Annotated in this window: 29 protein-coding genes; all 29 read right to left on the bottom strand. The window is 58.8% G+C overall.

Translation table 11 applies throughout. From position 1 onward, the window contains the following. Positions 1–19 precede the first annotated feature (19 nt). Positions 20–943: a sporulation protein YpjB gene (locus AC06G8_RS09900; protein WP_480285161.1), complete on the bottom strand. Its 924-nt coding sequence runs from the start codon at positions 941–943 to the stop codon at positions 20–22. Between the two features lie 140 nt (positions 944–1,083). Further along, positions 1,084–1,725, bottom strand: a complete 642-nt coding sequence (locus tag AC06G8_RS09895) for a DUF1405 domain-containing protein (protein ID WP_480285160.1) — start codon at positions 1,723–1,725, stop codon at positions 1,084–1,086. A 106-nt stretch (positions 1,726–1,831) separates the two neighbouring features. Next, complete coding sequence (locus AC06G8_RS09890; RefSeq protein ID WP_076356355.1) at positions 1,832–2,710, bottom strand: menaquinol-cytochrome c reductase cytochrome b/c subunit; 879 nt, start codon at positions 2,708–2,710, stop codon at positions 1,832–1,834. Positions 2,711–2,729: 19 nt separating this feature from the next. Beyond that, complete coding sequence (gene qcrB, locus AC06G8_RS09885) at positions 2,730–3,401, bottom strand: menaquinol-cytochrome c reductase cytochrome b subunit (protein WP_048746929.1); 672 nt, start codon at positions 3,399–3,401, stop codon at positions 2,730–2,732. 15 nt (positions 3,402–3,416) lie between these two features. Next, positions 3,417–3,950, bottom strand: a complete 534-nt coding sequence (locus tag AC06G8_RS09880; protein ID WP_480285159.1) for a Rieske 2Fe-2S domain-containing protein — start codon at positions 3,948–3,950, stop codon at positions 3,417–3,419. Positions 3,951–4,221: 271 nt separating this feature from the next. Continuing rightward, complete coding sequence (locus AC06G8_RS09875; protein WP_447661751.1) at positions 4,222–4,626, bottom strand: DUF2487 family protein; 405 nt, start codon at positions 4,624–4,626, stop codon at positions 4,222–4,224. A 226-nt stretch (positions 4,627–4,852) separates the two neighbouring features. Then, positions 4,853–5,038, bottom strand: a complete 186-nt coding sequence (locus AC06G8_RS09870) for an IDEAL domain-containing protein (RefSeq protein WP_021877924.1) — start codon at positions 5,036–5,038, stop codon at positions 4,853–4,855. Between the two features lie 215 nt (positions 5,039–5,253). Further along, positions 5,254–6,474, bottom strand: a complete 1,221-nt coding sequence (locus AC06G8_RS09865) for a hypothetical protein (RefSeq protein ID WP_480285158.1) — start codon at positions 6,472–6,474, stop codon at positions 5,254–5,256. Positions 6,475–6,594: 120 nt separating this feature from the next. Next, positions 6,595–7,179, bottom strand: a complete 585-nt coding sequence (locus tag AC06G8_RS09860) for a histidine phosphatase family protein (protein ID WP_480285157.1) — start codon at positions 7,177–7,179, stop codon at positions 6,595–6,597. A 70-nt stretch (positions 7,180–7,249) separates the two neighbouring features. Beyond that, positions 7,250–7,849, bottom strand: coding sequence for an anti-sigma factor family protein (locus AC06G8_RS09855; protein WP_447661754.1), 600 nt, complete (start codon positions 7,847–7,849; stop codon positions 7,250–7,252). Further along, entirely contained in the window at positions 7,846–8,439 is a 594-nt protein-coding gene (locus AC06G8_RS09850) for an RNA polymerase sigma factor (RefSeq protein WP_447661755.1), read from the bottom strand. Before AC06G8_RS09850 ends, AC06G8_RS09855 begins: the two co-directional genes overlap by 4 nt. Positions 8,440–9,118: 679 nt before the next feature. Beyond that, complete coding sequence (locus AC06G8_RS09845) at positions 9,119–10,213, bottom strand: prephenate dehydrogenase (RefSeq protein ID WP_480285156.1); 1,095 nt, start codon at positions 10,211–10,213, stop codon at positions 9,119–9,121. 1 nt (position 10,214) lies between these two features. Next, positions 10,215–11,312: a histidinol-phosphate transaminase gene (gene hisC / locus AC06G8_RS09840; RefSeq protein WP_480285155.1), complete on the bottom strand. Its 1,098-nt coding sequence runs from the start codon at positions 11,310–11,312 to the stop codon at positions 10,215–10,217. Positions 11,313–11,489: 177 nt separating this feature from the next. Next, entirely contained in the window at positions 11,490–12,296 is an 807-nt protein-coding gene (gene trpA / locus AC06G8_RS09835) for a tryptophan synthase subunit alpha (protein ID WP_447661758.1), read from the bottom strand. Further along, complete coding sequence (gene trpB / locus AC06G8_RS09830; RefSeq protein ID WP_447661759.1) at positions 12,283–13,488, bottom strand: tryptophan synthase subunit beta; 1,206 nt, start codon at positions 13,486–13,488, stop codon at positions 12,283–12,285. Before trpB ends, trpA begins: the two co-directional genes overlap by 14 nt. Beyond that, positions 13,485–14,186: a phosphoribosylanthranilate isomerase gene (locus AC06G8_RS09825; RefSeq protein ID WP_480285154.1), complete on the bottom strand. Its 702-nt coding sequence runs from the start codon at positions 14,184–14,186 to the stop codon at positions 13,485–13,487. Before AC06G8_RS09825 ends, trpB begins: the two co-directional genes overlap by 4 nt. Beyond that, positions 14,183–14,980 carry an indole-3-glycerol phosphate synthase TrpC gene (gene trpC / locus AC06G8_RS09820; protein ID WP_480285153.1) on the bottom strand — a complete coding sequence of 266 codons (798 nt, stop codon included), beginning with the start codon at positions 14,978–14,980 and terminating at the stop codon, positions 14,183–14,185. Before trpC ends, AC06G8_RS09825 begins: the two co-directional genes overlap by 4 nt. After that, positions 14,967–16,025 carry an anthranilate phosphoribosyltransferase gene (gene trpD, locus AC06G8_RS09815; protein ID WP_480285152.1) on the bottom strand — a complete coding sequence of 353 codons (1,059 nt, stop codon included), beginning with the start codon at positions 16,023–16,025 and terminating at the stop codon, positions 14,967–14,969. Before trpD ends, trpC begins: the two co-directional genes overlap by 14 nt. Continuing rightward, a complete protein-coding gene (gene trpE, locus AC06G8_RS09810) occupies positions 16,022–17,596 on the bottom strand; it encodes an anthranilate synthase component I (protein WP_447661763.1) in 1,575 nt (524 codons plus the stop codon). Before trpE ends, trpD begins: the two co-directional genes overlap by 4 nt. Before the next feature lie 427 nt (positions 17,597–18,023). Further along, positions 18,024–18,401: a chorismate mutase gene (aroH, locus tag AC06G8_RS09805; RefSeq protein WP_048746911.1), complete on the bottom strand. Its 378-nt coding sequence runs from the start codon at positions 18,399–18,401 to the stop codon at positions 18,024–18,026. Continuing rightward, on the bottom strand, positions 18,398–19,501 hold the full coding sequence (gene aroB / locus AC06G8_RS09800; RefSeq protein WP_447661764.1) for a 3-dehydroquinate synthase: 1,104 nt from the start codon (positions 19,499–19,501) through the stop codon (positions 18,398–18,400). The genes aroH and aroB overlap by 4 nt, the downstream gene beginning before the upstream one ends. A gap of 1 nt (position 19,502) precedes the next feature. Then, complete coding sequence (gene aroC, locus AC06G8_RS09795; protein ID WP_447661765.1) at positions 19,503–20,672, bottom strand: chorismate synthase; 1,170 nt, start codon at positions 20,670–20,672, stop codon at positions 19,503–19,505. A 324-nt stretch (positions 20,673–20,996) separates the two neighbouring features. Continuing rightward, positions 20,997–21,818, bottom strand: coding sequence for a CheR family methyltransferase (locus tag AC06G8_RS09790; RefSeq protein ID WP_480285151.1), 822 nt, complete (start codon positions 21,816–21,818; stop codon positions 20,997–20,999). Further along, the gene (gene ndk / locus AC06G8_RS09785; RefSeq protein WP_447661767.1) at positions 21,790–22,233 is read right to left on the bottom strand and encodes a nucleoside-diphosphate kinase; all 444 of its coding nucleotides are present in this window, start codon (positions 22,231–22,233) and stop codon (positions 21,790–21,792) included. The genes AC06G8_RS09790 and ndk overlap by 29 nt, the downstream gene beginning before the upstream one ends. A gap of 42 nt (positions 22,234–22,275) precedes the next feature. Next, entirely contained in the window at positions 22,276–23,250 is a 975-nt protein-coding gene (locus AC06G8_RS09780; protein WP_447661768.1) for a polyprenyl synthetase family protein, read from the bottom strand. A gap of 4 nt (positions 23,251–23,254) precedes the next feature. Further along, positions 23,255–24,112 carry a menaquinone biosynthesis protein gene (locus AC06G8_RS09775; RefSeq protein WP_480285150.1) on the bottom strand — a complete coding sequence of 286 codons (858 nt, stop codon included), beginning with the start codon at positions 24,110–24,112 and terminating at the stop codon, positions 23,255–23,257. Continuing rightward, positions 24,081–24,737, bottom strand: coding sequence for a UbiX family flavin prenyltransferase (locus AC06G8_RS09770; RefSeq protein WP_480285149.1), 657 nt, complete (start codon positions 24,735–24,737; stop codon positions 24,081–24,083). Before AC06G8_RS09770 ends, AC06G8_RS09775 begins: the two co-directional genes overlap by 32 nt. After that, on the bottom strand, positions 24,728–25,606 hold the full coding sequence (locus AC06G8_RS09765; RefSeq protein WP_480285148.1) for a UbiA-like polyprenyltransferase: 879 nt from the start codon (positions 25,604–25,606) through the stop codon (positions 24,728–24,730). Before AC06G8_RS09765 ends, AC06G8_RS09770 begins: the two co-directional genes overlap by 10 nt. Continuing rightward, positions 25,603–26,322 carry a demethylmenaquinone methyltransferase gene (locus tag AC06G8_RS09760; protein ID WP_480285147.1) on the bottom strand — a complete coding sequence of 240 codons (720 nt, stop codon included), beginning with the start codon at positions 26,320–26,322 and terminating at the stop codon, positions 25,603–25,605. The genes AC06G8_RS09765 and AC06G8_RS09760 overlap by 4 nt, the downstream gene beginning before the upstream one ends. Between the last annotated feature and the right edge of the window lie 3 nt (positions 26,323–26,325).

Genomic DNA, 26,325 nt, shown 5'->3' with positions numbered 1-26,325 from the left:
GCCGGCCAGGCTTCTTCTTTTATTTGCGAGCGACTCCGTTATGGCTTGGCGGCTCGCCTTTGGCCGGAAGCACCCGGACGCCATGCTGGCCGCCGCGGTAATTGCTCCAGCCGGCATAGCCCAGCACGGCGGCAATGAGAGGCACGAGCGTATAAAGCATCCAGCCTCCCGGCATGATCGGACTCGCTGGCGGCGCGACGGCAGGCTCCGTATCTTCCTTGCCTTCCGACCCTTCGGCGCGGAAGAGCGTGCCCGCCGTCTCCGAAAGAGAACGGAAGGATTGAATGATCCAAGCTGACTGAGAGTCGCCGCCCGCCTTCAGCAGCTTCCCGGTGTAGATCACAGCCTCCCTCATCGCCTCGGCCTGAAGCGGGTCGCGGCTCAGCAGCACGGCAGGCTCGATGACCTCCCAGTGCCGCTCGAGGGTGGCAAGCCTCGCCGTTGCCGCAGCCTCGGCCAAGCTGCCGCTAGTCGTCCAAGCGATCGCGATCTGCCGGGCATCCTCCTTGAGCAGAGGCTCGTACTGCAGCCATAACGCCTCGTCGCCTCCCGCCAAGCTGTCCGCCGCCAGCCTCAGCCTCGACGCAGCCTCCAGAAGCCTGTCCGATTCTGTCCCTGCGGACAGCGCTGCCTTGGCCTCGGACAGGCTCTTGTCGACCGCCGCCCAGCCGGCGCTATATCCATGCAAGCGCAGGCTGCGGTCGCCGGCAAGCTTCGCAAGTTTGACAAACTCGTAATAGGAGCTGCTGCGCTCCCCGTTCACGACGGCCGTGTACAGGTTGTTCGCGGTGCTCCGGAACCTTTGCACGGGCTCGGCAGCCGAGCCGATCTCCGAATTGCCGATGTATGCGCTGCCCGAAGCGTACACCGCTCCATGGAGCAGCAGCAGGGCAGCCGCCCCTGTCAGTAAGCCGATCCACACTCCAGTCCATTTGCCGGACATGCCTATCCCTCCTGTCTATCCTACTACTATGCTTGCGGATAGGGAGATATGTACGGCTTGTACGATTGAAGCGGATTCTCGGCATGCGGAGCGGCCACCTTCAGCGCTTGAGTCAGATCGTCATTCGAGGGTACTGCAAGTCAGCGTCCTTGCCTCCTGCGCCCGATCGTTTGCGCCAGCCAGACGGCCAGCAAGCTGAATATCGACAGCCCGATCGTGAATGTACGCACAGCGGGCACATCGTTTTCAAGCGCATTTGGCAGATAGGGGTAGATGCCGTAGTGATAATCGAAATAATCGTTGAGCAGCAGCCATCCGGCCGCCGCCAGCGCGGCGATCTTGCCCAAAGCCATGAAACGGACATAGAGAAGAGCTTCAAGCGCCATGCCCAGATGTGAAGCCATCAGCATGAAATGCGCAGGCTCCAGCATCTCTCCCCGGGCAGCGCCGGCGAGAATGATCGTTGTTGCCCAAATGCCGTATTTCACCGATGTGACGGTTCCAAGACCTTCGATCAAGACACGGACCGTCTTGCCGAGCCGTCCCGGATTCGCAGGCGGAAAGAGCAGGTAAAGCAGGCTCAAGGTGAAGAAAAGGCTGGCTGTCGGGCTGTCCGGAACGAACACGAGCTGCCAGAGCGGATTGCCGGCGTCGACGGTCGCTTCCAGCTGTCCTTTATACCAATAGTATCCGTACACGGTGCCCAGCGCATTGACGACGAGCAGCAGCCACAGGAATCGGCGATTCAACAAGGCATAGCGGCTGAACAAATTCGAAAACAAGACGATGAGCCTCCTTGGTTAGCGTGCGTGTCGCCCTTTAAAATAATGATAAGCGCGTCGGTTGACGAAAAAGCCTGATCGTCCGGGAACGATCAGGCTGGTTGTCTTATTGAGCCGCTTTTTGCTTGGCGAGCCAAGTGGTGAGCGTATCGATCTCTTCCGCGGAGAGAGTGTCCTTGAAGGCCGGCATGCCGCCCTTGCCGTTGGTGACGATATCCGTCAGCTGCGCTTTGTCCAGCAGATCGCCGACGCCGTGCAGGGATGGAATCTTCGCTCCGGCTTGGCCTTTCAGATCCGTGCCATGGCAAGTCATGCATTTGGCCTTTTCCATGATCGTCTTCACGCCGGCGTTGTCGGCATCGACGAGAGCGACGTCCTCCTTCGGCTTCGTTGCCGAAGGCGGTTCTTCGCCGGAAGCGGCCGCTTCGCGGGCTTTTTCCTCGCGCTCGATATGCTCCGGCACCGTATTGGTGATCTCGAGCTCATGCTGATAGTGGTCCCAGCTGACCTTGGTCAGATAATAGCACGACACCAGCGACAAGAGCATGAGAGCCGTTGCGATCGGACGGCGGTAGAAGCGGCGCTCCTTGCCCGTATCCAGGAACGGAGCAAGCAGCAGCGAGCCGAAAGCGACGCCAGGCACGCCCATAACGCCGAGCGGTACGTACGAGCCGGATACCCAAGGGTACTTGAGCAGCTGGTACAGGAACAGGAAGTACCAGTCCGGCATCGGAATGAATGCCGAGTTGGTCGGATCCGCCGGATAACCGAGCGGTGGCGGTTCTGCGATCGTAAGAACGAGGAATCCGACGAGCACGACGCAGCCGACCATCCATTCCTTCAGCAGGAAGTTCGGAATGAAGGCTTCCGAACGTCCAGGGAAGGAAGTGTAGTCCGGCGGGATGCTGTTGACGGTTTCGCGCTTGCGAACACGTGAATCGCCGACATAAACGACTTTTTCGTTTGAATTGTTGCCGTGCGCCATGTGAGTCCCTCCTCTACCGTTATAGAGGACCCGCGATGCCTTGCTTGCGGATCATCAAGAAGTGCGCAGCCAGCAGAGCCAGCAGGGCGCCTGGAAGGAAGAACACGTGAATCGCGAAGAACCTGGTCAGCGTAGTCGCTCCGACGATGTCTCCTCCCTGCAGGAAGACTTTGATGTACTCCCCGATATAAGGCACCGAATCGGCGATCTGAATGCCGACCTTGGTTGCGAAGTACGCTTTGTTATCCCAAGGAAGCAGGTAACCGGTGAAGCCGAGTCCAAGCATGATGAAGAAGATCAGCATGCCGACAACCCAGTTCATCTCGCGCGGAGCCTTGTAGGATCCGGTGAAGAAGACGCGAAGCGTATGTAGGAACATCATGACAATAACGAGGCTGGCTCCCCAGTGGTGCATGCCGCGTACGATCGAGCCGAACGGCACCTTGTGCTGAAGATAGTCCACGCTCGCGTAAGCGTTGATAATATCCGGAACGTAGTACATGGTGAGGAACATGCCGGACAGTATCTGGATAACGGTAATGAAGAACGTCAATCCTCCGAAACAATAGACGAAGGCTGAAAAGTGATGCGCGGGATTGACATGTTCCGGCACCTCATGGTCCGCAACATCCCTCCACAGGGGCGTCACGTCAAGACGTTCGTCGATCCAGTTGTATACGCTTTTAAACATCTGAATTAACGCCTCCTAAACCCTTGTGTTCGGAACGATATCGCCCAGGTAAACAAAGCCGTTCTCGATCTTGACCTGATACTCGTCAAGAGGAGCCGGCGCTACAGACAGGTTTTTGCCGTCTACGGTGTAGTGGGCGCCGTGGCAAGGGCACACATATTCGTTGTTTTTCTCGGTGTTCCAGCCGATCGTGCAGCCCAAGTGCTTGCAGATCGGAGAAAGCGCGAAAATCTTGCCGTTGTCGTCCTTCATGATCCATGCGGCCTGCTCGGGATCGCTTACATACCACCCGTCGACTTGATGAATTTTGAACTTGAACTCCGTCGGCTCGCCGACCTTCACTTTGCTCTCTTCCACGACCTTGACGAAGCTGCCTGCGGAGCGTTTCTCCAGCAGCGGATCAACGGCGAACCGGATCATGGGCAGGACGGCTCCGCCGGCCATGAATGCGCTGGCTCCTCCGAGGGTGTAAGCCAAAAACTGCCTTCTCGACATTTCCTTGCGCTTCACGGGAGCGTGTGCGGATTCTTGATTTTCGTGAGTACTCATCTGTTCAACCCCCTTTGCAACCATATCGGATGCCTTGTCCGCCAGACATTCCGTGTCGAACCAAGCAATTCCTATCATACTTTAGACGTTTGGGAGCGTCAAGAATTTGGAAGTTCAATGTTCAAAAATCGCTCCCATGTTTGTTGCTAATTTGTCACATTTGAGGGCGATCGCACGGGGGCGAGTTTACAATCATTCCCTGACAAATGGTTTCCCCTTCGCGGAAAGAAATTATGCATCCCATTCGTCGCAAAAGCTTCATTCCATTCTGTCAGGCTTTCCATAACTCCCGGATCCGCAAGGAGATATCGGAAGGCCCCGGCAGCGCTCCGCTGTCGTCCGGGCCAAGCGCCAAGTCCGCCTCCTCCAGCCCCGACAGGTCGACGGCAGCCGATGCAGCGATGACATAGCGGAAGCCACCGCTTTTGACTTTCCTGCACAGCTCGTCCAATTCGGCCAGATCATGGCCGGAGCGATACTGCACGGCCGGATAAGAAATGATTCTGCCCTTGAACGGAATCTCCGCCGCGTCAAGCAGATCGCGCAGCTTCTCGAGCGCCTCAGCCGCCTGCCAAGGAGATTCCGTGCCGGAAAGACCGGTCACCGGAAGCAGGCAAGTATCCATGTACGGCTGCAGCTCGGGCCAGCGCTGACGTTCAATTTCGCTGAATTTCATGCAGTTCCACTTCCTTCGTTATTTTCGCCTCCCTTATGTTACCTTGAAGGGACGTTTTTGCCAACATCCTCAGCCTGCCAGGTTCATTCGTTCCGCTCCGGACATCCACTCCTCGGGCAGCAACCGGCCTGCGTGTCGGCGGCGTGTCCGTCGGGGCAAAAAAAACGACAGCCTCCGGCCAGCCGCGGAAGCGGCCGGACCGAAGGCCGACATGAAGCGGGAAAACTCAGCGGCGGAGAGCGTTCCACTCCTCGGACAGCTTCTGGAAGCGATCCCTGTCTCCGGTTTCGAGCGCATCGTTTATGGCTGCATAGATTTTGGCTCTGCGAAATTTAAGCAAGGCTTCATCCAGGATCATTTCAGCTGTCAGACCCAGCATGACTTCATAGTTCGCTTTCAATTTGTCCATCATAGGATACACCTCCGTATCGAATCATCCGTGCACCTATACAAGCTCTCTCCTAGATCTTCATGATGCCCGTTACTAGTTTCCTTTCAGGTAGAGCGTATAGATGTAGAGACTGCCCGCAGCCATTCTTCCTGCTATCATTCTATTCCGCCGGACTTCAGAGGGAAGATTACAGAAGCCCGCTCCAATCAAATGTGCGGCAGCCCGAGTGCTACTTGCTAGAGTACGGGATCGCCGCCCGCCTCCACATGCAGCACGTCCTGATGCTCCACATGGACGCCGGCCACGACCGCGCTTCCCAGCTTGGTCATCCTCACGACGGTGCCCAGCTTCTCGTCTTCCCCGATCCGCAGCATGCCCAGATGCAGAAGCATCATGAGAATCCGCTTGTCCATCACGGAATCGGCCGTATCGTAATAATAAGGCTTGATGAAGGGAAGGAGGACAGCTCGGAGCGAATCCGCCGTCACCCAGCGGTCCGCCAAATCGTCGATCCAATGAGCGAGGGACAGAAGATTCGGGACTGCGCCCTTATACAGCCGAAGCCAGAAGCGATAGAGCTGTTCGGCTGTCGCCGCGCGCCTGTCCAATAGCGCCTCGGTTCCCCTCTCCGACAAGACGAGCATGTCCTCATCTTCCACGATCCACTTATTATAGAAACAATAATCATAGACCAGCGAGAATCGCTCGGGATATTCGCGGAATCGGCGCCCGTATCCGAAGCGGAATGCCGCTTTGGCCGGTGGCTCCTCCTGCACGCCGAAGCTCTCCATAATCTGCATGACTGTACGCCTGTGCATGTATCCGTCTCTCGTCAGCGGCACTTCGTGATGGCGGACATAGGAGAGCAACGCATGTACGTCCTCGCCGAGCAGCTCCTGTTCATCCCTGTAGACGGAAGGCTCGCCCGCATAGATGAGGCTTTCACGGAAGCGCCGTCCCAGCGCATCTCGGAACTTCACCTTCAGATCTTTCGGAATCTGAAACAGATACCGCTCCGGGCCGCTTATTCCGTTGAACAGCCAGCCTTGCTGCTTGAAGCGGGAGATGATTTCCCTTGGGCCCGATTCAGGTACGGGCTGAGCTTTGCCCTTGCGGCGGTTTTTCGGAACGCTGTCCGCAAGCGGACGCTTCGTTTCCGCTATCCGTGACCCGCCATCAGCCTCATCTTCTTGAAGCTTGCTCGATTGCACCCGTGCAATCAACTCTTCCAGGCTGAACAATTCCCTTTTGTCGAATAGCAGAGAGTTGATGAAACGCAAATCTTCCAAACGCATGCTGCCCACCTGAGCCTCGAATACTTCCCTTGATCCCACCTTGGAAAGGATGGACTGAATCAGCTCGTTTTTGGAATGTCCGTTGCACTCGCATTGGTATACGTCCGCTATCCGACTGAGCTGGGCGATATCGGCGTAACCCAGCATATCCGCGAAGTTCATTCTCTCTTCCCTCCTGCCATTTGCTAGTACCATTATGGGAAGATCCTCGAAGTTTAAGACATGGCGGGAACGAAAAAAACCTTCGCCGGAAGGCGAAGGCGGCATGAAACCGGACTCGGCTTAGTTCTCGAGGTGGAGGGTGCAATTATGAAGCAGCGGCGTCCACTTGCTGCCGTCGAACTCAAGAATGGAATAGGACATGTTGTTGAGATAGGTTTGGCTGAGTCCGTCGCAGAGAACTTCCAGCAGTTGAGCCAGGTAGCTTCCGTGGGTAACGACTAGCAGCCTGGAATCAGGGTACAGCTTCTCCATGCTGGCGACGAAGGCTTGTCCTCGTTCCTGCACGCGTTCATCCGACTCGATGCCCGCATCTGGATGGGTCCGCCACATCGCTCCCCAACGCTCTATCCTTTCCGCTTCCTTTGTTCCCTCCACAAGACCGAAGCTGCGCTCCGACAGAAGCTGTTCCGGCTCAAGCAGCGGAATGTCCAGCTTCTCGGCAATCACTCGCCCGGTTTCACGCGCACGGGCCAAAGGACTGGTCACGACTCCATCCCATTTGTCGCCGTCCCTCAGCAGCCTATCCGCAAGTCTTCCGGCCTGATCCCGCCCTTCTCCGTTCAGCGGAATGTCCGTGATGCCTTGAATTCGTCCCTCTGCATTCCAATCCGTCTTCCCATGACGGATCAGCCCTAGCTTCATCATCTTGTCCATTCTCTCCTTCGTTCTGAACCTAAAAATCCGGCCGCAAATGCAGCCGGAAACGGTTTGACCATTATTTGCGAATTCGCGAAAGCCAATTCAGCATGAACAAAATCAGTACCAGCCCCAGCATGGACAAGATGATCCAATATTGAGGCGTTGTAGGCACGATATTGAGTATGAACGGATCGCTGACCTGGGCTACGGGAGTATCGGCGGAAAAGCTTGCCTTGAACATCGTGCCCGATGAGGCGCTTGCGGTCTCCATCAACCCGGTCTTGGTAACCGTTTCCGAATCCGCGTCGCCGCGGCTTAACAGTACATATAACAAGCTGGTCGTAAACATCGCCAGGCAAGCTGCCACAGCAGCCGAAACCCGGTTGTTCAGATGCCTGCCCAGCGGATGAAACATGCGCGGCTTGGGATTGTACCCGTCTTCCGCATAAATTCGATCCATAACCTGTCGGTTGACTGACTCAGCGGATTCCCAGGAAGCAGCTTCGTCTTCCTCCGCGAGCTGCCTGATCAGCAGCTCGCTTTCCTCCCATAAGCGGAAATCTTCCTTGCAAGCTATGCAATGCTTCAAATGCAGGTCGACGGACAGCTTTAAAGGATCGCCTTCAGGGAGATCCCAGTAAAGGCCGAGCGCCTCCTGCACTTCATCGCATTTCATCGCAGCTTCATCCCTTCGAAATCTTCGCTCGCAACCTCTTCGAAGTAAGGCTCCAGCTGCATCTTCACGCTGCTTCTGGCGCGGAAGAGCAAGGATTTGACCGAGCTGACCGTGCCTCCAAGAATATCAGCGATTTCCTGATAATCCAATCCATCATATTCTCTCAGCACGAGCGCGGATCGCTGCTTCTCGGGCAAGGTGCGGATCGCATCTCTGACGAGCGTCATGCGCTCTCCCTGAAGGATCTGCTGCTCGGGAGCCGCCTCCTCCGGCGCTGCCGGCATCAGGCCGCTCTCTTCGAGAGGGATATGTATGCTGCGCTGCTTGCGCAGCTCGCTGAGCACCGTATTGCGCGCGATGGTGTACAGCCATGTGGAGAATTGGGCATCCACCTCACGGAAGGAGCTCAGGCTTCGATAGGCCTTGTAGAAGGTTTCGGAGCACAGATCCTCCGCGACAAGCTCCATCTTGGAGCTTCGCAGCATTTGAAGGATGAAGGACATGATCTTACGCTGGTAACGCCTCATTAATTCGGAATAGAGCTCAATATTTCCGTCTTTGATTTGCCGGATAAGTTCGGAATCAACCATGACAGGCGGTAGTACCTCCTCACCTGCAAATATTCCGTTCCGGTTACACAATTGTACCGGAGCGGCTGCAGAAAGTTGCGCTGTCTGAAGAAAAAAGTTCGGGCGGCCTCTTATGAGTATTTCGGAATGGCGGATCTCATTCTGTATAGATTCCAATTCGATAAGGAACCTCATAATCCTGCCGCCTTCGACAAGAATCATTACCCATAAATTGGATGGACCAAAACTCACTGTATTGTAGCATGGGCCCGGAGGTTAAATCGGAAAATGAGGAAAGTTTAAGAAAAACGAAAGCCGCCTTATAGAAGGCGGCCCGGCACAGAGATGCTTCCGTTTATTTGTTTCATCGAATCAACCGTTTTGAACGTGCTGCAGGACAAGCAAGATTCGCAATCATCACCGATGGGACAAGCATTAAAAACAAAAAGCCGCCTTATAAAAGGCGGCCCGCACAAGACGTGCGATGGAGTTGGATAGGAGTGGAGAGAAACCATACTGTAGTGCTAGTATAATGTATCCGTTTTCAATTTGTCAATAAGCGTTTTCATTTTTTATTTTGGCGAGGTAAATAGACATTTTTGCATGGATTGATGCCCTTTGATGGGAAGGTCGGCGGTTCGCCCTGCAAGAGTCCCCCCCTGTAAAAAAAGATCCCGGATCCCGGGATCTTTCTATTTATTCAGAACTTGACAGTATATTTGAATTGCTCCAGCACGTCGACGGCCTGATCCAGATCGCCCTGCGTGCGGAAGCTGAGCCTGAGCACGCCTGGCACATCCTCGCGGCTCTCGATGATCTGCAGGTTGCTGAGGTTGATCCTGCGGTTGCCGAGCTCCGTGGCGATCTTGCCGATGATGCCGGGATGATCCGGCACGTCCATGTAGCATTCATAGACGGATTGCAGCACGCCGCGGCGTCTCTCCGGCAGCGAATCGCGGAATTCGCCCGCGCTCCGGAACGCTTCGCTGACAGCCTCCCCGTCTCCGTCCCTCAGAATATCGGCGAAACGGCTCATCTCGCCTTTCCATTCGTCCAGCAGGTCGAGCACGACATCACGATTGTCCAGCAGAATATCCCTCCATACGGTCGGATCGCTCGAAGCGATCCGCGTAATATCCCGGAATCCTCCTGCCGCCAGCATGGCGTACATGCCGGAATCCTCGTTCCGCTTCTGCACCTGATTGACCAGGGCGACTGCAATCAGATGCGGCAGATGGCTGATCGCTCCGACGATGCGGTCATGCTGGACCGGGTCCATCGACACGACTCTCGCGTTCGTCAAGGCAAGCAGGCTGCTGAGCCTCGCGACAGCCTCCTCCGGCGCAGCCGGGTCAGGAGTAAGGATATAGAAGGCATTTTCGAACAAATGCCTTGAAGCGGCCTCGACTCCCGCTCTTTCCGAGCCTGCCATCGGATGGCCGCCGATGAACAAGCCGCGTCCGAGATCGCATTGCGATGCCGTATCCATGATGCCGGCCTTCGTGCTGCCTACGTCGGTAATGATGCAGCCCGGCTTGAGCGGCAGCTTGCCGAGCTGGACGAGGTAGTCGCCGATCAACCCCACCGGCACGCACAGAAAGATGAAGTCGGCCTCCTGGACGGCCGACTCCAGCGAAGTCGTCGCTTCATCCACGACATGAAGCTTCAAGTATTTGTCCGCGGATTCCTGCCTGTAGGAGTATCCTGTGACATGGAATCCTTCCATTCCTTTGAAGCAAAGGGCAAGAGAGCCGCCGATCAGGCCGGCTCCGATAACTGCGATTCTAGTATCCAACTTACCCGAGCACCGCCGCTTCTCTCAAAACCTGTTCCAGAGCCGCGATCAGCTTGCGGTTGTCCTCCGCCTTGCCGATGGAGATCCGCAGCCAGTTCGGCGACTTCGGCCAGTTGGCCCGCGTGATGAATCCTTTGCGGAGCAGGGCGTCGAAAGCGTCCTTGGAAGGAAACCGAACATCGACGAAGATGAAGTTCGCCTGAGTCGGGAAATACTTCAGTCCAAGGCGGTCGAATTCCCCTTGCAGGTAATCGCGCTCGCGGATATTCTTCTCGCGGCAGCCGTCGACGAAGTCCTGGTCGGCAAGCGCCGCCCTCGCCGCAGCTTGGGCGACTCGGGCCGTATTGAACGGCTCCCGCACCAGGTTGATGCTGTTGATGACCGACGGGTGGGCGATTCCGTATCCGATGCGCAGCGCCGCGAGTCCATAGATCTTGGAGAAGGTGCGGAGCGAGATCAGGTTGTCGAAGCGCTTCAGCAGCTCCAGGCTGTCGTGGTAGTCCACATCGTCGACGAAATGGCAGTAAGCCTCGTCCAGCACGACAAGGACGTCGCTGCGGATGCTGTTCATGAAGGAAGACAGCTCCTCCTGCGTTACGATCGCGCCTGTCGGATTGTTCGGCGAGCAGATCCAGACCACCTTCGTCTTGTCCGTTACGGCTGCCAGCATCGCAGGAAGGTCATGCCTGCCTTCGACCAGAGGGATCTCGATAATGACGGCGTTCTCCACGACGGCATTATGGCGGTATTGGGAGAACGTCTCGCTGGCCATGACCGTCTCGTCTCCCGGCTCCAGGAAGGAGCGAGCGATCATGAGAATGATCTCGTCCGCTCCATTGCCCCAGATCAGCTGCTCCGGCTGCACCCCAAGATTGGCGGCCATGGCCGCCGTCAGCTCGATGCTGGCTCCGTCGGGATAGATGCTGTTGTTCTCGATCTCGGCGATGATGGCCTGCCGGGCCAGCGGCGAGCTGCCGTAAGGGTTCTCGTTGGAGGCGAGCTTGATGACTTCGTCCAGTCCAAGCTCCCTCTTGACGTCCTCCACCGGCTTGCCGGGCTGGTAGACGGGCAGATGTAGGATGTTGCGCTTTGCTTGCATAGGGTCGTCACCTCAATGATTTGATTTCCGCCTGGGTGTTGCGTTATGGCATCTATTGTCTCACAGATGGCGGAAAGATGGAAGCACTTTAAAGCGTTGCACTATCACAAAGAGCATCGACGCCCGAAGGAAGCCGATGCTCTTTGTGAAGCCATTCAGGAATGGCTGCCGGACAGGCTAGACCCGCAATCCGGCGACAAAACGGCCGATCCGCTCGATGCCTTGCCGGTACGTCGTTTCGTCGGAGAGCAGCGGCAGCGCCTCCTCCACCTGGCGGACGATGGCGCTGCCGACGATGACTCCGTCCGCGCTGGCGCTCATCCGCTCCACCTGCTCCCGGCTGCTGATGCCGAATCCGACGGCGATCGGCAGCGGCGTCGCCTCGCGCACCGATTCCAGGAAGCCTTCGAGGCCGGCATGGAACTCGCTGCGCATGCCCGTCACGCCGAGCGAGCTCACGCAGTAGACGAAGCCCTGGGCCTCGGCGGCGATCCGCTGGACGCGCGCCTTGGAGGTCGGCGCCACGAGCGGCACGAGATGGACGCCCGCTTCCGCCGCCATCTCGCGCACCTCGCCATCCTCCTCGATCGGCAGGTCCGGGATGATCAGACCGCTGATGCCCTGCTCGTGGAGCAAGGTGAAAAATCGTTCGAGGCCGTATTGGAGCACCGGATTGTAATAAGTAAAGAGGATGAAGGGCATCGTGACGCCTGCCTCCCGGGCTTTGGCCGCGACATCGACGCATGCTTCCAGCGTTATCGGATTGCGCAGAGCTCTCTCGGAAGCCTTCTGGATGACAGGGCCGTCGGCAAGCGGATCGGAATACGGCACGCCGAGCTCGATCATGTCGGCTCCGGCCTTCTCCAGCTCGACGACGATATCGACCGTCGTGCGCAGATCGGGATCACCGGTCGTGATGAATGGAATGAGCGCCGTCCGCTTCTCGGCTTTGAGCCGCTCGAAGACGAGGTCAATTGGATTCATGCTTCAGCCCTCCGAGATATCCCATAATCGTTTCCACATCCTTGTCTCCGCGCCCCGAGAGGCTGACGACGATCGTCTGGTCGGCGGGCAGGGACGGTGCAAGCTTCATCACATGCGCGATCGCATGGGCCGACTCCAAGGCGGGAATGATGCCTTCCGTCCGCGACAGCAGCTGGAGAGCCTCGAGAGCCTCGGCGTCGGTGACCGGGAAGTATTCCGCCCGTCCGACGTCCTTGAGATAAGCATGCTCGGGACCGATTCCCGGATAGTCGAGTCCGGCGGATATGGAATGCGCCGGCTGCACTTGACCCGTCTCATCCTGCAGGACATAGCTGAGAGAGCCTTGGAAGACGCCGTGCCGGCCCTTGGTCATCGTGGCGGCATGCTCCTCCGTATCCACGCCGCGTCCGGCTGCTTCGACGCCGATCAGACGGACGGACTCGTCTCCTACGAACGGGTAGAAAATGCCCATGGCGTTGCTGCCGCCGCCGACGGCGGCCACGATATAATCCGGAAGCCGTCCCTCATCCTTCAGAATCTGCTCGCGAGCCTCGTCCCCGATTATGCGCTGGAAATCCCTTACGATCATCGGATAAGGATGGGGACCTGTCACCGAACCGAGAATGTAATACGTATCGTCCACATTGCTGACCCAGTAGCGCAGCGTTTCGTTGCAGGCATCCTTGAGCGTGCGCGTGCCGGAGAGCACCGGCACCACTTCCGCTCCAAGCAGCTGCATCCGGAACACGTTGAGCTGCTGGCGCTTCATGTCTTCCTCGCCCATGAATACCTTGCATTCGAGTCCGAGCAAGGCCGCGATCGTGGCGGAAGCGACGCCATGCTGGCCGGCGCCGGTTTCGGCGATGATTTTCTTCTTGCCCATCCGCTTGGCGAGTACGCCCTGTCCGATCGTATTGTTGATTTTATGGGCGCCTGTATGGTTGAGGTCTTCGCGCTTGAGATAGATCTTCGCTCCGCCCAGATGCTGAGTCAGCCGCTCGGCGAAATACAAGGATGTCGGCCTGCCGGAATATTGATGGAGAAGCTCGTTCACTTCAGCCTGGAAGTCAGGGTCCTGGGAATAATGCTTGTATGCCTCCTCGAGCTCGAGGAGCGCGTTCATCAGCGTCTCCGGAACGTAACGGCCGCCGAACTTGCCGAATCGTCCGCTTGCGTCTGGTACTTGAATCATGCTTGCTTCACCCTTTCCGTAAATGCCCGGATCAGCTCCGGGTCCTTGACGCCTGCGGCTTCAACGCCGCTCGAGACGTCGATGCCGTCTGGCGAGAATTGCTGAATCAGACCCGATACGTTGCCGGCATGAAGTCCTCCGGCTATGAACAGCCTCTTCCCGATGCTGCGCGCCGCAGACTGATAGGCCGGTATGAAGCTCCAATCAAATGTCTTGCCGGTACCGCCGCCTGCCGTATCGAGCAGGAAAGCGTCCGCTCCCGCCTCCGCGAATTCCCCGAGCTTCTGGCTGATGCCGGCCGGCGTCCCGTCCGGATCCGCATGAAGAGCCTTCCAGACCGGAACGCCGAAGCCGGCGGCGATCCGGCATAGCTCCGGCTCTTCGTCCCCATGCAGCTGCAGCGCCTGGAGCGGAGCATGCCTCAACGCCGTTTCCAGCTCTTGCGGAGATGCATCCACGAACACGCCCACCGCTTGCGGCGACGGGAAATCTCCGCGAGACTGGTTGGCGCCCGCACGCAGCGCTGCAATCAATGCCCCCGCCTGCTCCGGCGATACCTGCCTGCGGCTGCGGGCGAATACAAATCCCGCGTAATCCACGGGAAGCCCTCCGACGAGACACGCCGTCGCTTCGTCCCTGATGCCGCATATTTTGAGCAGAGGATACTCCTGTCGACTTGGATATCCCGCGCCTGTCATCTCGCCGCGGCCGCTTCCATCAAGTCGAGGACTGCCTTTCCGGGATCCGGCTGGCGCATGAAATGCTCTCCGACCAGAACGCCGCAAGCGCCGACAGAGGCGACATACTCGACGTCCTCCGGCTTGGAGATCGCGCTCTCGCTGATCAGGGACACGTCCGGCGGCACCATCGCCGCCAGTCTTGCCGTCGTGCCGAGATCCGTCTCGAAGGTATGCAGGTTGCGGTTGTTGATTCCGACCAGCTTAGCCAAGCCAAGCTCCAGCACCATGTCCATCTCACGCTCGTCATGAACCTCGACAAGCACGTCGAGCCCGATCGATTCGGCGATCTCATGCAGCTCCTTCAACTCGGCCCGCTTCAGGATGGCGGCGATCAGCAGAACGGCGTCGGCTCCGATCAGCCTGGCCTCGTAGACTTGGCGGAAGTCGATGAGGAAGTCCTTGCGCAGCAACGGCAGCTTCACCGTCCTGGAGACGGCCGTCAGATATTCGTTCGACCCCTGAAAATAGTCCCTGTCGGTAAGCACCGAAAGGCAGTCCGCTCCGGCACTCTCATAAGACCGGGCCAGCTTCTCCGGCTGGAAGTCCGGCCGTATCAGCCCTTTGGACGGAGACGCCTTCTTGACTTCCGCGACAAGCCCGACGGGACGCTTCCGTCCTGCGGTGACGGCATGGATGAATCCCCTGGCAGGCTCCATCCGCGAAATTTCCTTCTCGGCTTCTCCCAGCTTGAATCGGGAGGCAAGCTCCGCGACTTCTTCTTTTTTGGTATGGACGATCTTATCCAGAAACATGGCTGTATTCCCCCGTCTTGCGGATCAGCTGCTGCAGCTTGGCTGCTGCGGCTCCTCCGTCGATGATGCGGCGCGCCAGCTCGACGCCTTCCTCCAGCGATTGTGCCTTGTCTCCGACATAGATGCAAGCCCCGGCGTTCAAAAGAACGATATCCCGGTAGGCTCCGGTCTCATGTCCGCTGAAAATGGAGCGGATGATCTCCGCGTTGTCCGCCGGGCTGCCTCCGGATATCGCCTCCAGCGGCCAGCGCCGCAGCCCCAGCGATTCCGGCGTCAGATCGTAGGTCCGGACCGTTCCGTCCACGGCAAGCTCCGATACCTGCGTTGCAGCGGATATGCTGATCTCATCCAATCCGTCGTAGCTGGAGACGACCATCGCCCGCTTCAGGCCGAGCCCGCCGAGGACGCGGGCAACGGATTCCGTGCGGGAGCGGTCGTACAGCCCGAGCAGCTGGCGGTCGGCTCCTGCCGGGTTGGTGAGCGGTCCAAGCATGTTGAAGATCGTGCGCACGCCGAGCTCGCGGCGCGGACCCGCCGCATGCCGCAGGGAAGGATGGTAGAGCTGCGCGAACATGAAGCAGATGCCGATCTCCTCAAGGCATTCGGCCGCCTGCACGGCGGTCAGGCTGATGTTGACTCCAAGCGCCTCCAGCACGTCCGCGCTGCCGGCCTTGCCGGACATGGCGCGGTTGCCATGCTTGGCGACCCGTACTCCGGCAGCCGCCGCGATGATGGAAGAAGAGGTGGAGATGTTGAACTTATGGATGCCCGAGCCGCCCGTGCCGCAAGTATCGAGCAGGCCGTCGCGGGTCGTGCTGACGCGGTCGGAGTAGCTGCGCATGACCTCGGCGAAGCCGCTGATTTCGTCCACGGTCTCGCCTTTCATGCGGAGTGCGGTGACGATGCCGCCGATCTGGGCTGAGGTCGCCTCTCCCTCCATGATGAGACGCATCACGCTTCCGGCTTCCTCGCGGCTCAAGCTGCCGCCGCCGATCAGGCGGCCGAGAGCATCGGTGATTGTAACTCCTTGCATCGCTTCCATCATGTCCGCGCCTCCTTCATCGTATCGGCGTAATAGTCGCTGTTGACCAGCTGCAGCTCAGGAATCCGCTTCGCAGCCGCCGGAAAAGCCGCTTCGGCGATGCGGATCGCCTTGAGCATGCCCTTGGCCTTGTTCACCGTCTCCTCGTATTCCTTGACCGGCACCGAATCCCAGACGATTCCCGCTCCGGCCTGGACATAGGCTTTGCCGTTTTTGAAGATGATCGTCCGGATCGTGATGCATGTATCCATGCTTTTGCCGCTGAAGCCGAAGTAGCCGATCGCCCCGGCATAAGCGCCGCGCGCCTCGTTCTCGAGCTCGGCGATGATTTCCATCGCTCTCAGCTTGGGCGCTCCCGACACCGTTCCGGCCGGCAGGCAGCTGATGAAGGCATCGAAGAAATCCCGGTCGCCGCGCATTTTGCCCGTCACGTTGGATACGATATGCATGACATGGGAATACCGCTCGACCTGCATGAAGGAATCGCATTTCACCGTGCCGAACTCCGCCACGCGGCCGATGTCGTTGCGGCCGAGATCGACGAGCATCAAATGCTCCGCCCGCTCCTTGTCGTCGGCGAGCAGCTCCTCTTCGAGAGCGAGGTCCTCCTCGGCAGTTCTGCCCCGCGGCCTCGTGCCCGCGATCGGCCTCGTCTCCACCTTGCCGTCGGCTACCTTCACGAGCGCCTCGGGCGACGTGCCGACGATGACTTCCTCATCCATCTTGAGATAATACATATACGGAGAAGGATTCAGCGTGCGCAGCACCCGGTATACATGGAGCGGATCCACTTCCGTCTCGACATGGAACCGCTGGGACAGAACGACCTGGAAGATGTCTCCCGCGCGGATGTACTCTTTGGCTTTGTCCACGTTTGAGAGAAACTGCTCCTTCGTGACATTGGAGCGGATATCGCCGAGATCGGGATCTTCCGGGAGAGCTCCGCCTGACGTAAGCGGAAGAGGCACCGGCTGCCGGATCCGTTCAAGCACAGAGTCGATCCTGCCCACCGCAGCGTTGTACATGCGCTCGATGTCGCTGTCCGTGGCGGCTTCAGGAATATGCACGTTGCCGATGACTTGAATCTGTTGCTTGAAGTGGTCGAAAACGATCATCGTATCGCAAAACATGAACTGAAGATCGTTCATTTGCAGGTCGTCCTGCCTGTGCCTCGGCAGATTCTCGTAGTAGTGGAGCAGATCGTATCCGAAAAATCCGACCGCCCCGCCGGTAAAGGAAGGAAGTCCTGCAAGCTCGGGGCTTCGGTATGCCCTCAATCTTGCTTTCAGCGCTTCCAGCGGCTTGCCGTCAAGCTCGATGCGCTCCCCGTTCGTTTCCATCACCATGGAACCGTTCTTGCCGCTGATCATCATGAACGGGTCCATGCCGATAAAGGAATGCCGCGCCCACTTCGCTCCGCCTTCTACGCTTTCCAGCAAGAAGGCGCGCTTCTCGCCGGCAAAATGCTGGAACAGCCGGATCGGCGTCTCCGTATCGGCCAGCAGCTGCCTTACGACCGGAATAAGGTTGTAGCGTCCTGCCATCGACTTGATCGTCTCAAGCTCTTGATTCATCGCTTATCGTCTCCTTCTTGAAATCCAGGATGGCAGTAAAGCAAAAAACGCTCCCGCATGCGCGGGAGCGTTCCAAATAGATAAGACAAAAAAGACGATGGCAGGCAAGGAATCATGCACGAACCACACTCCCTCTGCAGGAAAGTACGGCAATCGCGAATGAAGCAGCCGCAGCGGGCTGTCCTCCATGCTTCAGCTCAAACTCGGGCTCGTCTAGTCTCATCTAAGGCTCCCCGCCACTCTCGGCCCTCTTGCCGCCGGACATGTACGAAGACTGCCTTGGAAAGTCCCACTCGGACTTTGCTTAACTGCCTCAACTATACAGGACGATGACTGCAGGCGTCAAGAAGAAAGGATTGGCCTGCAAGCGCCGAATCATCAAAAGGAGGACTGAAAAGCTTCTTCAAGCTCCCTCGGCCGCAGCGTACTAGGGAGCCGATGTGCCGCTCAGATCCGGTCTCAGCGCCCTTGCGCCTTTCATGTAGACATGGCGGATCTCCCGCTGCGTCCGGTCGGTGTTCACCATCAGCATCAAGCGGATGCACCGCTCCAGGCTGCCCTTCACCGGAACTTCGACCGAACACATGAGAGGCACCAGCTCCCAGCCGTCCATTTCCCGGATCGCCTTCGCCGGGAACGCGGCGTCGAGATCGGCCGTTACCGTAATCATGACGCTGCATATGTCTTCCGGATCAATTCCGTTGTCGGCTACGATTCCCTGAAGAACCTCCAATGTCGCATCCAGAATAGGACGCTCCTCGTTGGAGTCCGCCGTGATCGCTCCTCGAATTCCTCTTACGCTCATGTCCATCTCTCCTCCCGCTTCAGCCTCTCGACGATGGCTCTCACCATTCCTGCCTCGATGTCGCTTCGAATCTCGACCGAGCCGACGGCCGTCGGCACGATGAAGGTCATCCGGCCTTCGCCGAACTTCTTGTCATGCATCATCGCTTCCATGACGGCATCGACATCGTAATGCTCCGGCAGCGTGACCGGAAGTCCTACCGATTCCAGCGCGCGCTTTGTCGTCTCGTAGACTTCCCGCGGCGCTCCAAGCTCGACGCCGAGCATGGCGGATCCGATCATGCCGATCGAGATCGCTTCTCCATGGCGCAGCTCGTCATAGCCGGCGACCGCCTCCAGCGCATGGCCGATCGTATGCCCCAGATTGAGAATGGCCCTCAGGCCGTTCTCCCGCTCGTCCTGGGAGACGACATCCGCCTTGACGGAACAGCCCGTGTACAGAGCATGGCCGAGCACGTCCGGCTCCAGCGCAAGCAGCTGCCCCGCATGGCCGACGATCCATTCGACGAACCCTGCATCGCGGATCAAGCCATGCTTGACGACTTCGGCCAGGCCGCTGCTCACCTCGCGCGGAGGCAGCGTAAGCAGCGTATCCAGATCGTACAGCACGAGCTCCGGCTGATGGAAAGCGCCGATGATGTTTTTGGCGAGCGGGTGATTGACCGCCACCTTGCCGCCGACGCTGCTGTCATGCGCCAGAATCGTCGTCGGCACCTGGGCGAAAGAGATGCCGCGCATATAGGATGCGGCGGCATAACCAGCCAGATCGCCGACGACGCCGCCGCCGAGCGCCACGATGGCGGACTTCCGGTCCAGGCCGGCTTCGAGGCAAGCCGTCATGACGTTCTGGAACATGTCCAGAGACTTCGACTTTTCCCCGGCAGGAACGACGAACCGCGCCGCGGCATAGCCCGAAGCTTCCAGCGCCGCGGCGAGCGGCTCCAGCCATCTGTCCGCGACATTCTCGTCGGTGACGATCAGGAGCGGGGATTTGCGGCTGATTCCCTTCTCGGCGAACAGCCCGCCGGCATGCGCGATCAGCCCTTGGCCGATGTAGATGGGGTAGGATCTGTCCCCGAGGTTGACCGTGAGCTCGCGCATGCTAGTATTCCCCTACTTGACTGAGGTAGGCGTCGTAGTTGGCGCGGATTTCCTCCATGGAATCGCCGCCGAACTTTTCCAGGAACGCCCTCGCCACTTCCCAGGCGACGACATGCTCCATGACGACGCTCGCGGCCGGAACCGCGCAGCTGTCGGAGCGCTCCACTTGCGCGGTGAACGGCTCCTTCGTGTCGATATCGACGCTTGCAAGAGGCTTATACAGCGTCGGGATCGGCTTCATGACGCCGCGCACGACGATCGGCTCTCCGGTCGTCATGCCGCCTTCAAAGCCGCCAGCGCGGTTGGAGGCGCGGTGGTAGCCGCGGTCCTCGCTGTAGAGAATCGGATCATGCACCTGCGAGCCGCGCAGCACGCCGGCCTCGAATCCGATGCCGATCTCGCAGCCCTTGAACGCGTTGATGCTGACGACTGCGCCGGCAATTCGCGAATCCAGCTTCCGGTCCCACTGCACATGCGAGCCGAGTCCGACAGGAGCCCCTTCGATGATGCACTCCACGATGCCTCCGATAGAGTCTCCTTCGGCCTTGATCTGATCGATGTAAGCCGTCATCTTCTCTTCCGTCGCCTTGTCTACGACCCGGACGGACGATTGCTCCGTCAGCTCGCGAAGCTCGTCGGCGGAGAGGTTGTTCGGCGGCGCCTCGATCTCGCCGATCCGGATGACCTGGCCGGCCACCTTGATGCCGAATGCCGCCAGCAGCTGGCGGGCGACGGCGCCGACCGCCACGCGGGCAGCCGTCTCGCGCGCGCTGGAGCGCTCCAGCACGTTGCGCAGGTCCTTCAGGTTGTATTTCAAGCCTCCGTTGAGATCCGCATGGCCCGGACGCGGACGGTGGACCCGGCGCTTGGCCTCGTCGCCGCCTTCGATCGGCTCGATGTTCATGACGGAAGTCCAATGCTTCCAGTCGTTGTTCGCGACGACTAGAGCTACGGGGGCGCCGGTCGTGCGGCCATGACGGACGCCTCCGACGATATCGGCCGTATCCTTCTCGATCTGCATGCGCCTGCCGCGGCCGTAGCCGAGCTGCCTGCGGTGGAGCTGGAAGTTCAGCTCCTCGAAATCAAGCTGGAGATTGCTCGGCAACCCTTCGATAATGGCCGTCAGCTGGGGGCCGTGTGTTTCTCCCGCTGTCAGGTAACGTAAACTCATGACTAACTCCCCCTCATCATGGCAAGCGCCGGCATCGCCGGGCTCGCTTTAATACGACAACGCTTTTAAGAATGCAAGTGCCATACTGCGACAAGACGGACTGGGCGCAGCCGGAAGGAATGACCTGTCCGGGCAGCGCTCAGCCCTTTGCAATTCTTCGCCGTTCGTCCAAGTTTCTTTGCCCATTATAGTATAGCCCATCCACTTTGACAAGAAAGACCAGAGCGGTTCCCGCCGCAATGAATCGAACGCCTGCGCTTGGATTGACGACGGGGACCATGTCGCATGGACGCAAAAAAACCGGCTCTCGGGGAGCCGGCGGAATCATGCGTGGCTGCGGCGGTAGAAGAACGTGTCCGCCGGTTCCAGGCCATAGTCGCCCGGGGAGAAAATCTGCTCTGTGCTGCCCACGAACAGAATGCCTCCCGGCCTCAAGGCTGCGGCAAACCGGCGGTACAGCCCCGACTTGGCTTCCTCGGTAAAATAGATCATAACATTGCGGCAGATGATCAGATCGTACGGACCTCCAAAAGCATCATCGAGCAGGTTATGCTGCCGGAACGAGATTTTCTCGCGGATATCCTTGCGGATCCGATAGCTGTCTCCCGAGCCTTCGAAATAGCTGTCCAGCACCTTTTTCGGCACATCCTTGACGGAACGGGACGGATATGAGCCTTGAGCGGCCTTGGCAAGCACGGTGCGGTCCAGATCCGTCGCATCGATCTGGCTGCGGGACAGCGCGCCGGCTTCGTTGAGCAGAACAGCCAGCGTATACGGCTCTTCTCCGGTGGAGCATGCGGCGCTCCAGCAGCGAAGCCTCGACGATTCGCCGAGCAGCTCGGGAAGGAACCGGCTCGCCAGCACATCCCAGCGGTTGGGATTGCGCCAGAACTCGCTTACGTTGATGGTCATCCGGTCCAGGAATTCGTCCATCAAGGCGTCGCTGCCGGACAGGGCTTTCCAATAAGCCTCGAATGTGGCGTAGCCATGCTTATGGCGCAAAGTCGTCAGCCGTCTCCGCATCTGGGCTTCCTTGTACTGGGACAGGTCGATTCGGGTAGATGAGCGGATCAAGCCGACAAAACGAAGGAAATCCTCATCCTCCGCCTTCGTCTTGTCAGATCCAGCGGGCAATGGTCCGGTCATAGTCGATAAGCTCCTCCGGGCTGAAGAACAGGCCGATTTCCCGCTTGGCGTTATCCGGGGAATCGGAACCGTGGATCAGGTTCAGGTTCGTATGTACGGCATAATCGGAGCGGATGGTGCCGGGCGCCGCCTCGGCAGCGTCCGTCTTGCCGATGAGGGCGCGGGTAAGGGCGATGACGTTGTCCCCTTCCCATACCATGGCGAAGACCGGTCCCGCGGTTATGAAAGCAAGCAGCGGCTCGTAGAAGGGCTTGCCCTTGTGCTCGTAATAATGCTGCTCCGCGAGCTCCTTGCTCACGCGCATGAATTTCGCTCCGGCCAGCTGCAGTCCCTTTTTCTCGAATCGGGTGACGATTTCGCCGATCAGGCCCCGCTGCACTCCGTCGGGCTTGACCATCAAGAACGTTCTTTCCATGCGAATTCCCTCCTGATTGCAGTCGTATGCCGGCAATTGCCGTTAATAGCTGCGTTTGTTGATGAATCGGGCAATGTCGGTCAAGTTCTTTTTCGCCGGCAAGTCCGGAAGTCCTTCCAGAGCCTGCAAAGCTTTTGCCATGAACTGCTCCGCCATCTGCTCCGCGATGCCTACGCCGACGCTCGAGCGCACGAGCTGGATGGCGCTTCGCGTATCCGAATGGCCTTCATGCTCGCGGATGACGGCGATCTCGCGCAGCAGCGGCTCGCGCAGCTCCGGCTCCTGCAGAGCAAGCAGCACCGGAAGCGTCATGTTGCCTTGGCGGATGTCGGAGCCGGGCGGCTTGCCGATCTGCTTCTCGGTGCCGAGCAGATCCAGAAGATCGTCCCGGATCTGGAACGTCATGCCGATGTTGTACCCGAACCGGTACAGCTGCCCGCTAGTCCGGCGGTCCGCGCCCGCGGCGACGGCGCCGAGCTGGCAGCTGATCGCGATGAGCAGAGCGGTCTTGCGGCGGATCCGCTTCAGATAGTTGCGGACCGACTGCTCGGTGTTGAAGAAGTCGCGTACCTGCTCCATTTCTCCAATGCACATCTCGACCATCGCCTTGGCCAGAATCTGATGCAGCTCCGGATTGGAGAACGTCGTGATCAGCTCCAGCGCCTTGGCATAGATATAGTCCCCGGTGTACATGGCGATGCGGTTGTCCCACTTGGAGCCGACGGTCGGCTGGCCGCGGCGCGTCCTGGCATTGTCGATGACATCGTCATGGACGAGGCTGGCGCTATGGATCAGCTCGAGCGTGACGGCGACCCGCTGCAGCTCCTCCAGCCGGTAATCTCCGAACCGGCCGGCGAGCAGCACGAACACAGGACGGATCCGCTTGCCTCCAGCCTGGAGCAGATGGAGCGAGGTTTCGCCGAGCAGACTGCTGTCCTCCGCGACGGCCAGCTCGAGCTGCCGTTCGATTCCATTGAGGTCGCCCTTCATTTTGGCGTACAAATCAAGAAGTTTCATGAATTCACCTGCCCGAGAATGATTGCGAGTTCAAAAATTCCAGCGCCACTTCCCGATCGATAAGCCCCATCGTGTGCGCGTGCTTATAGTACAGCTCCAGTCCCGCCCGCAGCTCCGGTCCGAAATCATAGCGCAGCCCCTGGAAATAAGCGTTCCAATAAGCCGATGTGCCGCCAACGGATGCCATCGCCCGTTCCACGAGAGGGGTAAGATCCTGCAGGCTGCGCCGCCTGCTCTCCAGCATGTCCCGATGCAGCTTGGCCAGACTGTCCGGGTGCCGGCCCACTGCGCCGCGGTCCGCCGCAACGACGGCGTAAGTCATGCCGAGTCCGGTCCAGGTATGCCACTCCTCGCCGAGATCCATCACTTCGAGCCCGTGGCTGAGCCACGACGCCTTGATCGCGCTGTCCCCGATCAGCAGGGCGGCGTCATGCTCCGCCAGCATGGAATCCAGGTCCGGTTCCATGACCGAATATTCCGGATTGCCATCATACCGCAAGGTCAGAATCATTTTGAGCAGATTGATGGAAGTCGCGGATGTACGGGTCAAGGCGATCCGGCCGCGGAGCACTTCCTTCAGAGGTTTTTTCATGAACAGCAGAATCGATTGGACCGGTCCCACCGTGCCGACGGACAAATCCGGCAGAAGCAGGTAGCGTTCCGGATCCATTCCGTAGATGAAGGACGATACGGCAGACGCCTCGAGCTCTCCGGCCTTCAGCATCCGGTTCAGATCGGACGGCACCTTCTTGATGATCGTATACGCCTCGTCGGTATCCGGTACATAATGAAACATCGGCCATGCATTGGTGTAATCGATCCTCCCGACGTCAATCGGTCCGCTGTGAGCCATTGTCATCATCTCCCCATCTCCGGAACAAGTCGTGTTCCAATCCCATCACGTCCATCAGCTTGCCGACCAGAAAGTCGACCAGGTCCTCCATCGTCCGGGGACCGTAATAGAAAGCCGGCATGGCCGGCACGATGGACACTCCCATTCGGGAGAGCTTCAGCATATTCTCCAAATGAACCGCATGCATCGGGGTTTCCCTAGGCATGAGGATCAGCTTGCGCCCTTCCTTCATCATCACATCCGCGGCGCGGGTCATGAGATTGTCGGAAGAGCCATGCGCGACAGCGGACAGCGTCCCCATCGAGCAGGGCACGATCGCCATGCCTTGCACCCGGTAAGAGCCGCTGGCGATATTGGCCCCGATGTCTCCATTCGGATAGAGCCGAAGCCGGCCTTCGGACAACGCATCGCCGAATGCCAGCTCAAGCGCTTCCGTCCGCTTGGAGGCATTCCAGCCCAGCTCTTCCTTCAGAACCCGCCAGCCCGAATCCGTAACGACCAGCTGCACTTGCACGCGCGCGCGGAGCAGCTCCTCCACGAGACGGACCCCATAGACAGCCCCGCTCGCTCCCGTTATGCCGACGACCCAGCGCATAGGAGCTGCAGGCGGCATCCCTCCGGTATCTAGCTCCATGCCCGAATCACCGCCAGATCAAGGATAGCGAAGGCCAGCATGGTTATGGCCAAGGCACCGTTCATCGTGAAGAACGCCGTCTGCAGGCGGCTCATGTCCGTCGGCTTCAGAATGAGATGCTCATAGAAAAGGATGCCGAGAGAAATGACGACGCCGGCCAGGTAAAGCCAGCTGAGATCCGTAATGACGAACAGCAGCAGGAAGCAGGCTGCCGTGATGACGTGGAACAGCTTCGCGATCGTCAGCGAGCGGTTGACCCCGAACCGCGCAGGAATGGAGTAGACCTTCTCCTTGCGATCGAAATCGATGTCCTGAAGCGCATAAATCGTATCGAAGCCGGCCAGCCAGAACACGATGGCGATGTAAAGCACCCATGCTCCAGGATGGAAGGAGCCGGTGACGGCTACCCAGCCGCCGAGCGGCGCCAGTCCGATCGTAAGCCCCAGGATGAGGTGGCAGAGCCAGGTGAACCGCTTGGCGTAGGAATAAATGACAAGGAAGAAAATCGCGATCGGCATCAGCTTCAGGCAGATCGGATTCAGCTGCGAGGCCGCGATGAAAAAGAGGACGAAGGAAAGGATGACGAAGAGCACAACCTCTCCTGTCTTGAGCAGACCGGCAGGAAGTGCCCTCTTTTCCGTTCTCGGATTTCGCAGGTCGATCGCCTTGTCGATGAGGCGGTTCAGCCCCATCGCCGTGCTGCGCGCCCCGATCATGGCCAGCGTAATCCATCCCGCCTCCGCCCAGGAGGGGAGATGCCCTTCCATGGTGACGGAGCCGAGCAGCATGCCCATATAAGCGAATGGAAGCGCGAAAATCGTATGTTCAACCTTGATCATTTCCAGAAAAATGCGGAGTTTGCGAATCATTTTCCTTCCGTCCCCTTCGTTCCGATATGCAGCGCTGCAATGCCCCCGGTCAGCGCGTCCGCGCTCACCGACTCCAGCCCTGTCTTGCGGAACAACTCCGTCAATCCATGCCTGTCTGGAAACTGCTTGAGAGAATCCGGGAGCCACTTGTACTGCTCATACGACTTGGCGAACAGCTTGCCGAGCTGCGGCAGCAATTGCTGAAAATAGAAATAATAAATGCCCTTGAACGGCTGCCAGGTAGGTTTCGACAGCTCCAGGCAGACCACTTTGCCGCCAGGCTTCACCACCCGCTTCATCTCCCGCAGCACCTGCTCGAAATCCGGCACGTTGCGCAGGCCGAATCCGATCGTCGCGAAATCGAAGGAATCGTCGGGAAACGGCAGCTCCATGGCATTGCCGCGGATCAGCTCGATCTGTTGCCCTCGTCCTGCCTCGACGACCTTGCGCTTGCCGACATCGAGCATCGCCTGGCTGAAATCCAGCCCGACGACACGGCCGGGCGCGCTCGCCTCTGCAATGGAGAGCGTCCAGTCGCAAGTGCCGCAGCAGAGGTCGATCGCGGTCTGGCCGGACTGCACATTCATTTTGCGCATGGTGAATTTCCGCCAGGCCTTATGCCGGCGGAAGCTCAGCAAATCGTTCATCAAATCGTATTTGGGAGCGATCTTCTCGAATACGCCGTGAACGTGTCTGGCTTTTTCATTCTGTTCCATTCT

It is taken from the genome of Paenibacillus sp. SJS-P3, from assembly GCF_056711585.1.
Note: the sequence above shows the minus strand (reverse complement) of the source record. Positions and strands in the feature narration are given on the sequence as shown.

Bases quoted from the DNA above. Each gene is read 5' to 3' on its own strand.
- AC06G8_RS09875 (WP_447661751.1), bottom strand. From the start codon at position 4,626: ATGAAATTCAGCGAAATTGAACGTCAGCGCTGGCCCGAGCTGCAGCCG.
- AC06G8_RS09890 (WP_076356355.1), bottom strand. From the start codon at position 2,710: ATGGCGCACGGCAACAATTCAAACGAAAAAGTCGTTTATGTCGGCGAT.
- AC06G8_RS09825 (WP_480285154.1), bottom strand. From the start codon at position 14,186: ATGACAGGCGCGGGATATCCAAGTCGACAGGAGTATCCTCTGCTCAAA.
- AC06G8_RS09900 (WP_480285161.1), bottom strand. From the start codon at position 943: ATGTCCGGCAAATGGACTGGAGTGTGGATCGGCTTACTGACAGGGGCG.
- AC06G8_RS09775 (WP_480285150.1), bottom strand. From the start codon at position 24,112: ATGATGACAATGGCTCACAGCGGACCGATTGACGTCGGGAGGATCGAT.
- AC06G8_RS09770 (WP_480285149.1), bottom strand. From the start codon at position 24,737: ATGGAGCTAGATACCGGAGGGATGCCGCCTGCAGCTCCTATGCGCTGG.
- aroB (WP_447661764.1), bottom strand. From the start codon at position 19,501: ATGCGCGAGCTCACGGTCAACCTCGGGGACAGATCCTACCCCATCTAC.
- AC06G8_RS09765 (WP_480285148.1), bottom strand. From the start codon at position 25,606: ATGATTCGCAAACTCCGCATTTTTCTGGAAATGATCAAGGTTGAACAT.
- trpE (WP_447661763.1), bottom strand. From the start codon at position 17,596: ATGAATCAAGAGCTTGAGACGATCAAGTCGATGGCAGGACGCTACAAC.
- hisC (WP_480285155.1), bottom strand. From the start codon at position 11,312: ATGCAAGCAAAGCGCAACATCCTACATCTGCCCGTCTACCAGCCCGGC.
- AC06G8_RS09860 (WP_480285157.1), bottom strand. From the start codon at position 7,179: ATGATGAAGCTAGGGCTGATCCGTCATGGGAAGACGGATTGGAATGCA.
- AC06G8_RS09865 (WP_480285158.1), bottom strand. From the start codon at position 6,474: ATGAACTTCGCGGATATGCTGGGTTACGCCGATATCGCCCAGCTCAGT.
- AC06G8_RS09880 (WP_480285159.1), bottom strand. From the start codon at position 3,950: ATGAGTACTCACGAAAATCAAGAATCCGCACACGCTCCCGTGAAGCGC.
- ndk (WP_447661767.1), bottom strand. From the start codon at position 22,233: ATGGAAAGAACGTTCTTGATGGTCAAGCCCGACGGAGTGCAGCGGGGC.
- trpB (WP_447661759.1), bottom strand. From the start codon at position 13,488: ATGATTCAAGTACCAGACGCAAGCGGACGATTCGGCAAGTTCGGCGGC.
- AC06G8_RS09855 (WP_447661754.1), bottom strand. From the start codon at position 7,849: ATGAAATGCGATGAAGTGCAGGAGGCGCTCGGCCTTTACTGGGATCTC.
- aroH (WP_048746911.1), bottom strand. From the start codon at position 18,401: ATGAGCGTAAGAGGAATTCGAGGAGCGATCACGGCGGACTCCAACGAG.
- trpD (WP_480285152.1), bottom strand. From the start codon at position 16,025: ATGATGGAAGCGATGCAAGGAGTTACAATCACCGATGCTCTCGGCCGC.
- aroC (WP_447661765.1), bottom strand. From the start codon at position 20,672: ATGAGTTTACGTTACCTGACAGCGGGAGAAACACACGGCCCCCAGCTG.
- AC06G8_RS09850 (WP_447661755.1), bottom strand. From the start codon at position 8,439: ATGGTTGATTCCGAACTTATCCGGCAAATCAAAGACGGAAATATTGAG.
- AC06G8_RS09780 (WP_447661768.1), bottom strand. From the start codon at position 23,250: ATGAAACTTCTTGATTTGTACGCCAAAATGAAGGGCGACCTCAATGGA.
- trpA (WP_447661758.1), bottom strand. From the start codon at position 12,296: ATGAATCCAATTGACCTCGTCTTCGAGCGGCTCAAAGCCGAGAAGCGG.
- AC06G8_RS09760 (WP_480285147.1), bottom strand. From the start codon at position 26,322: ATGGAACAGAATGAAAAAGCCAGACACGTTCACGGCGTATTCGAGAAG.
- AC06G8_RS09790 (WP_480285151.1), bottom strand. From the start codon at position 21,818: ATGACCGGACCATTGCCCGCTGGATCTGACAAGACGAAGGCGGAGGAT.
- AC06G8_RS09870 (WP_021877924.1), bottom strand. From the start codon at position 5,038: ATGATGGACAAATTGAAAGCGAACTATGAAGTCATGCTGGGTCTGACA.
- qcrB (WP_048746929.1), bottom strand. From the start codon at position 3,401: ATGTTTAAAAGCGTATACAACTGGATCGACGAACGTCTTGACGTGACG.
- trpC (WP_480285153.1), bottom strand. From the start codon at position 14,980: ATGTTTCTGGATAAGATCGTCCATACCAAAAAAGAAGAAGTCGCGGAG.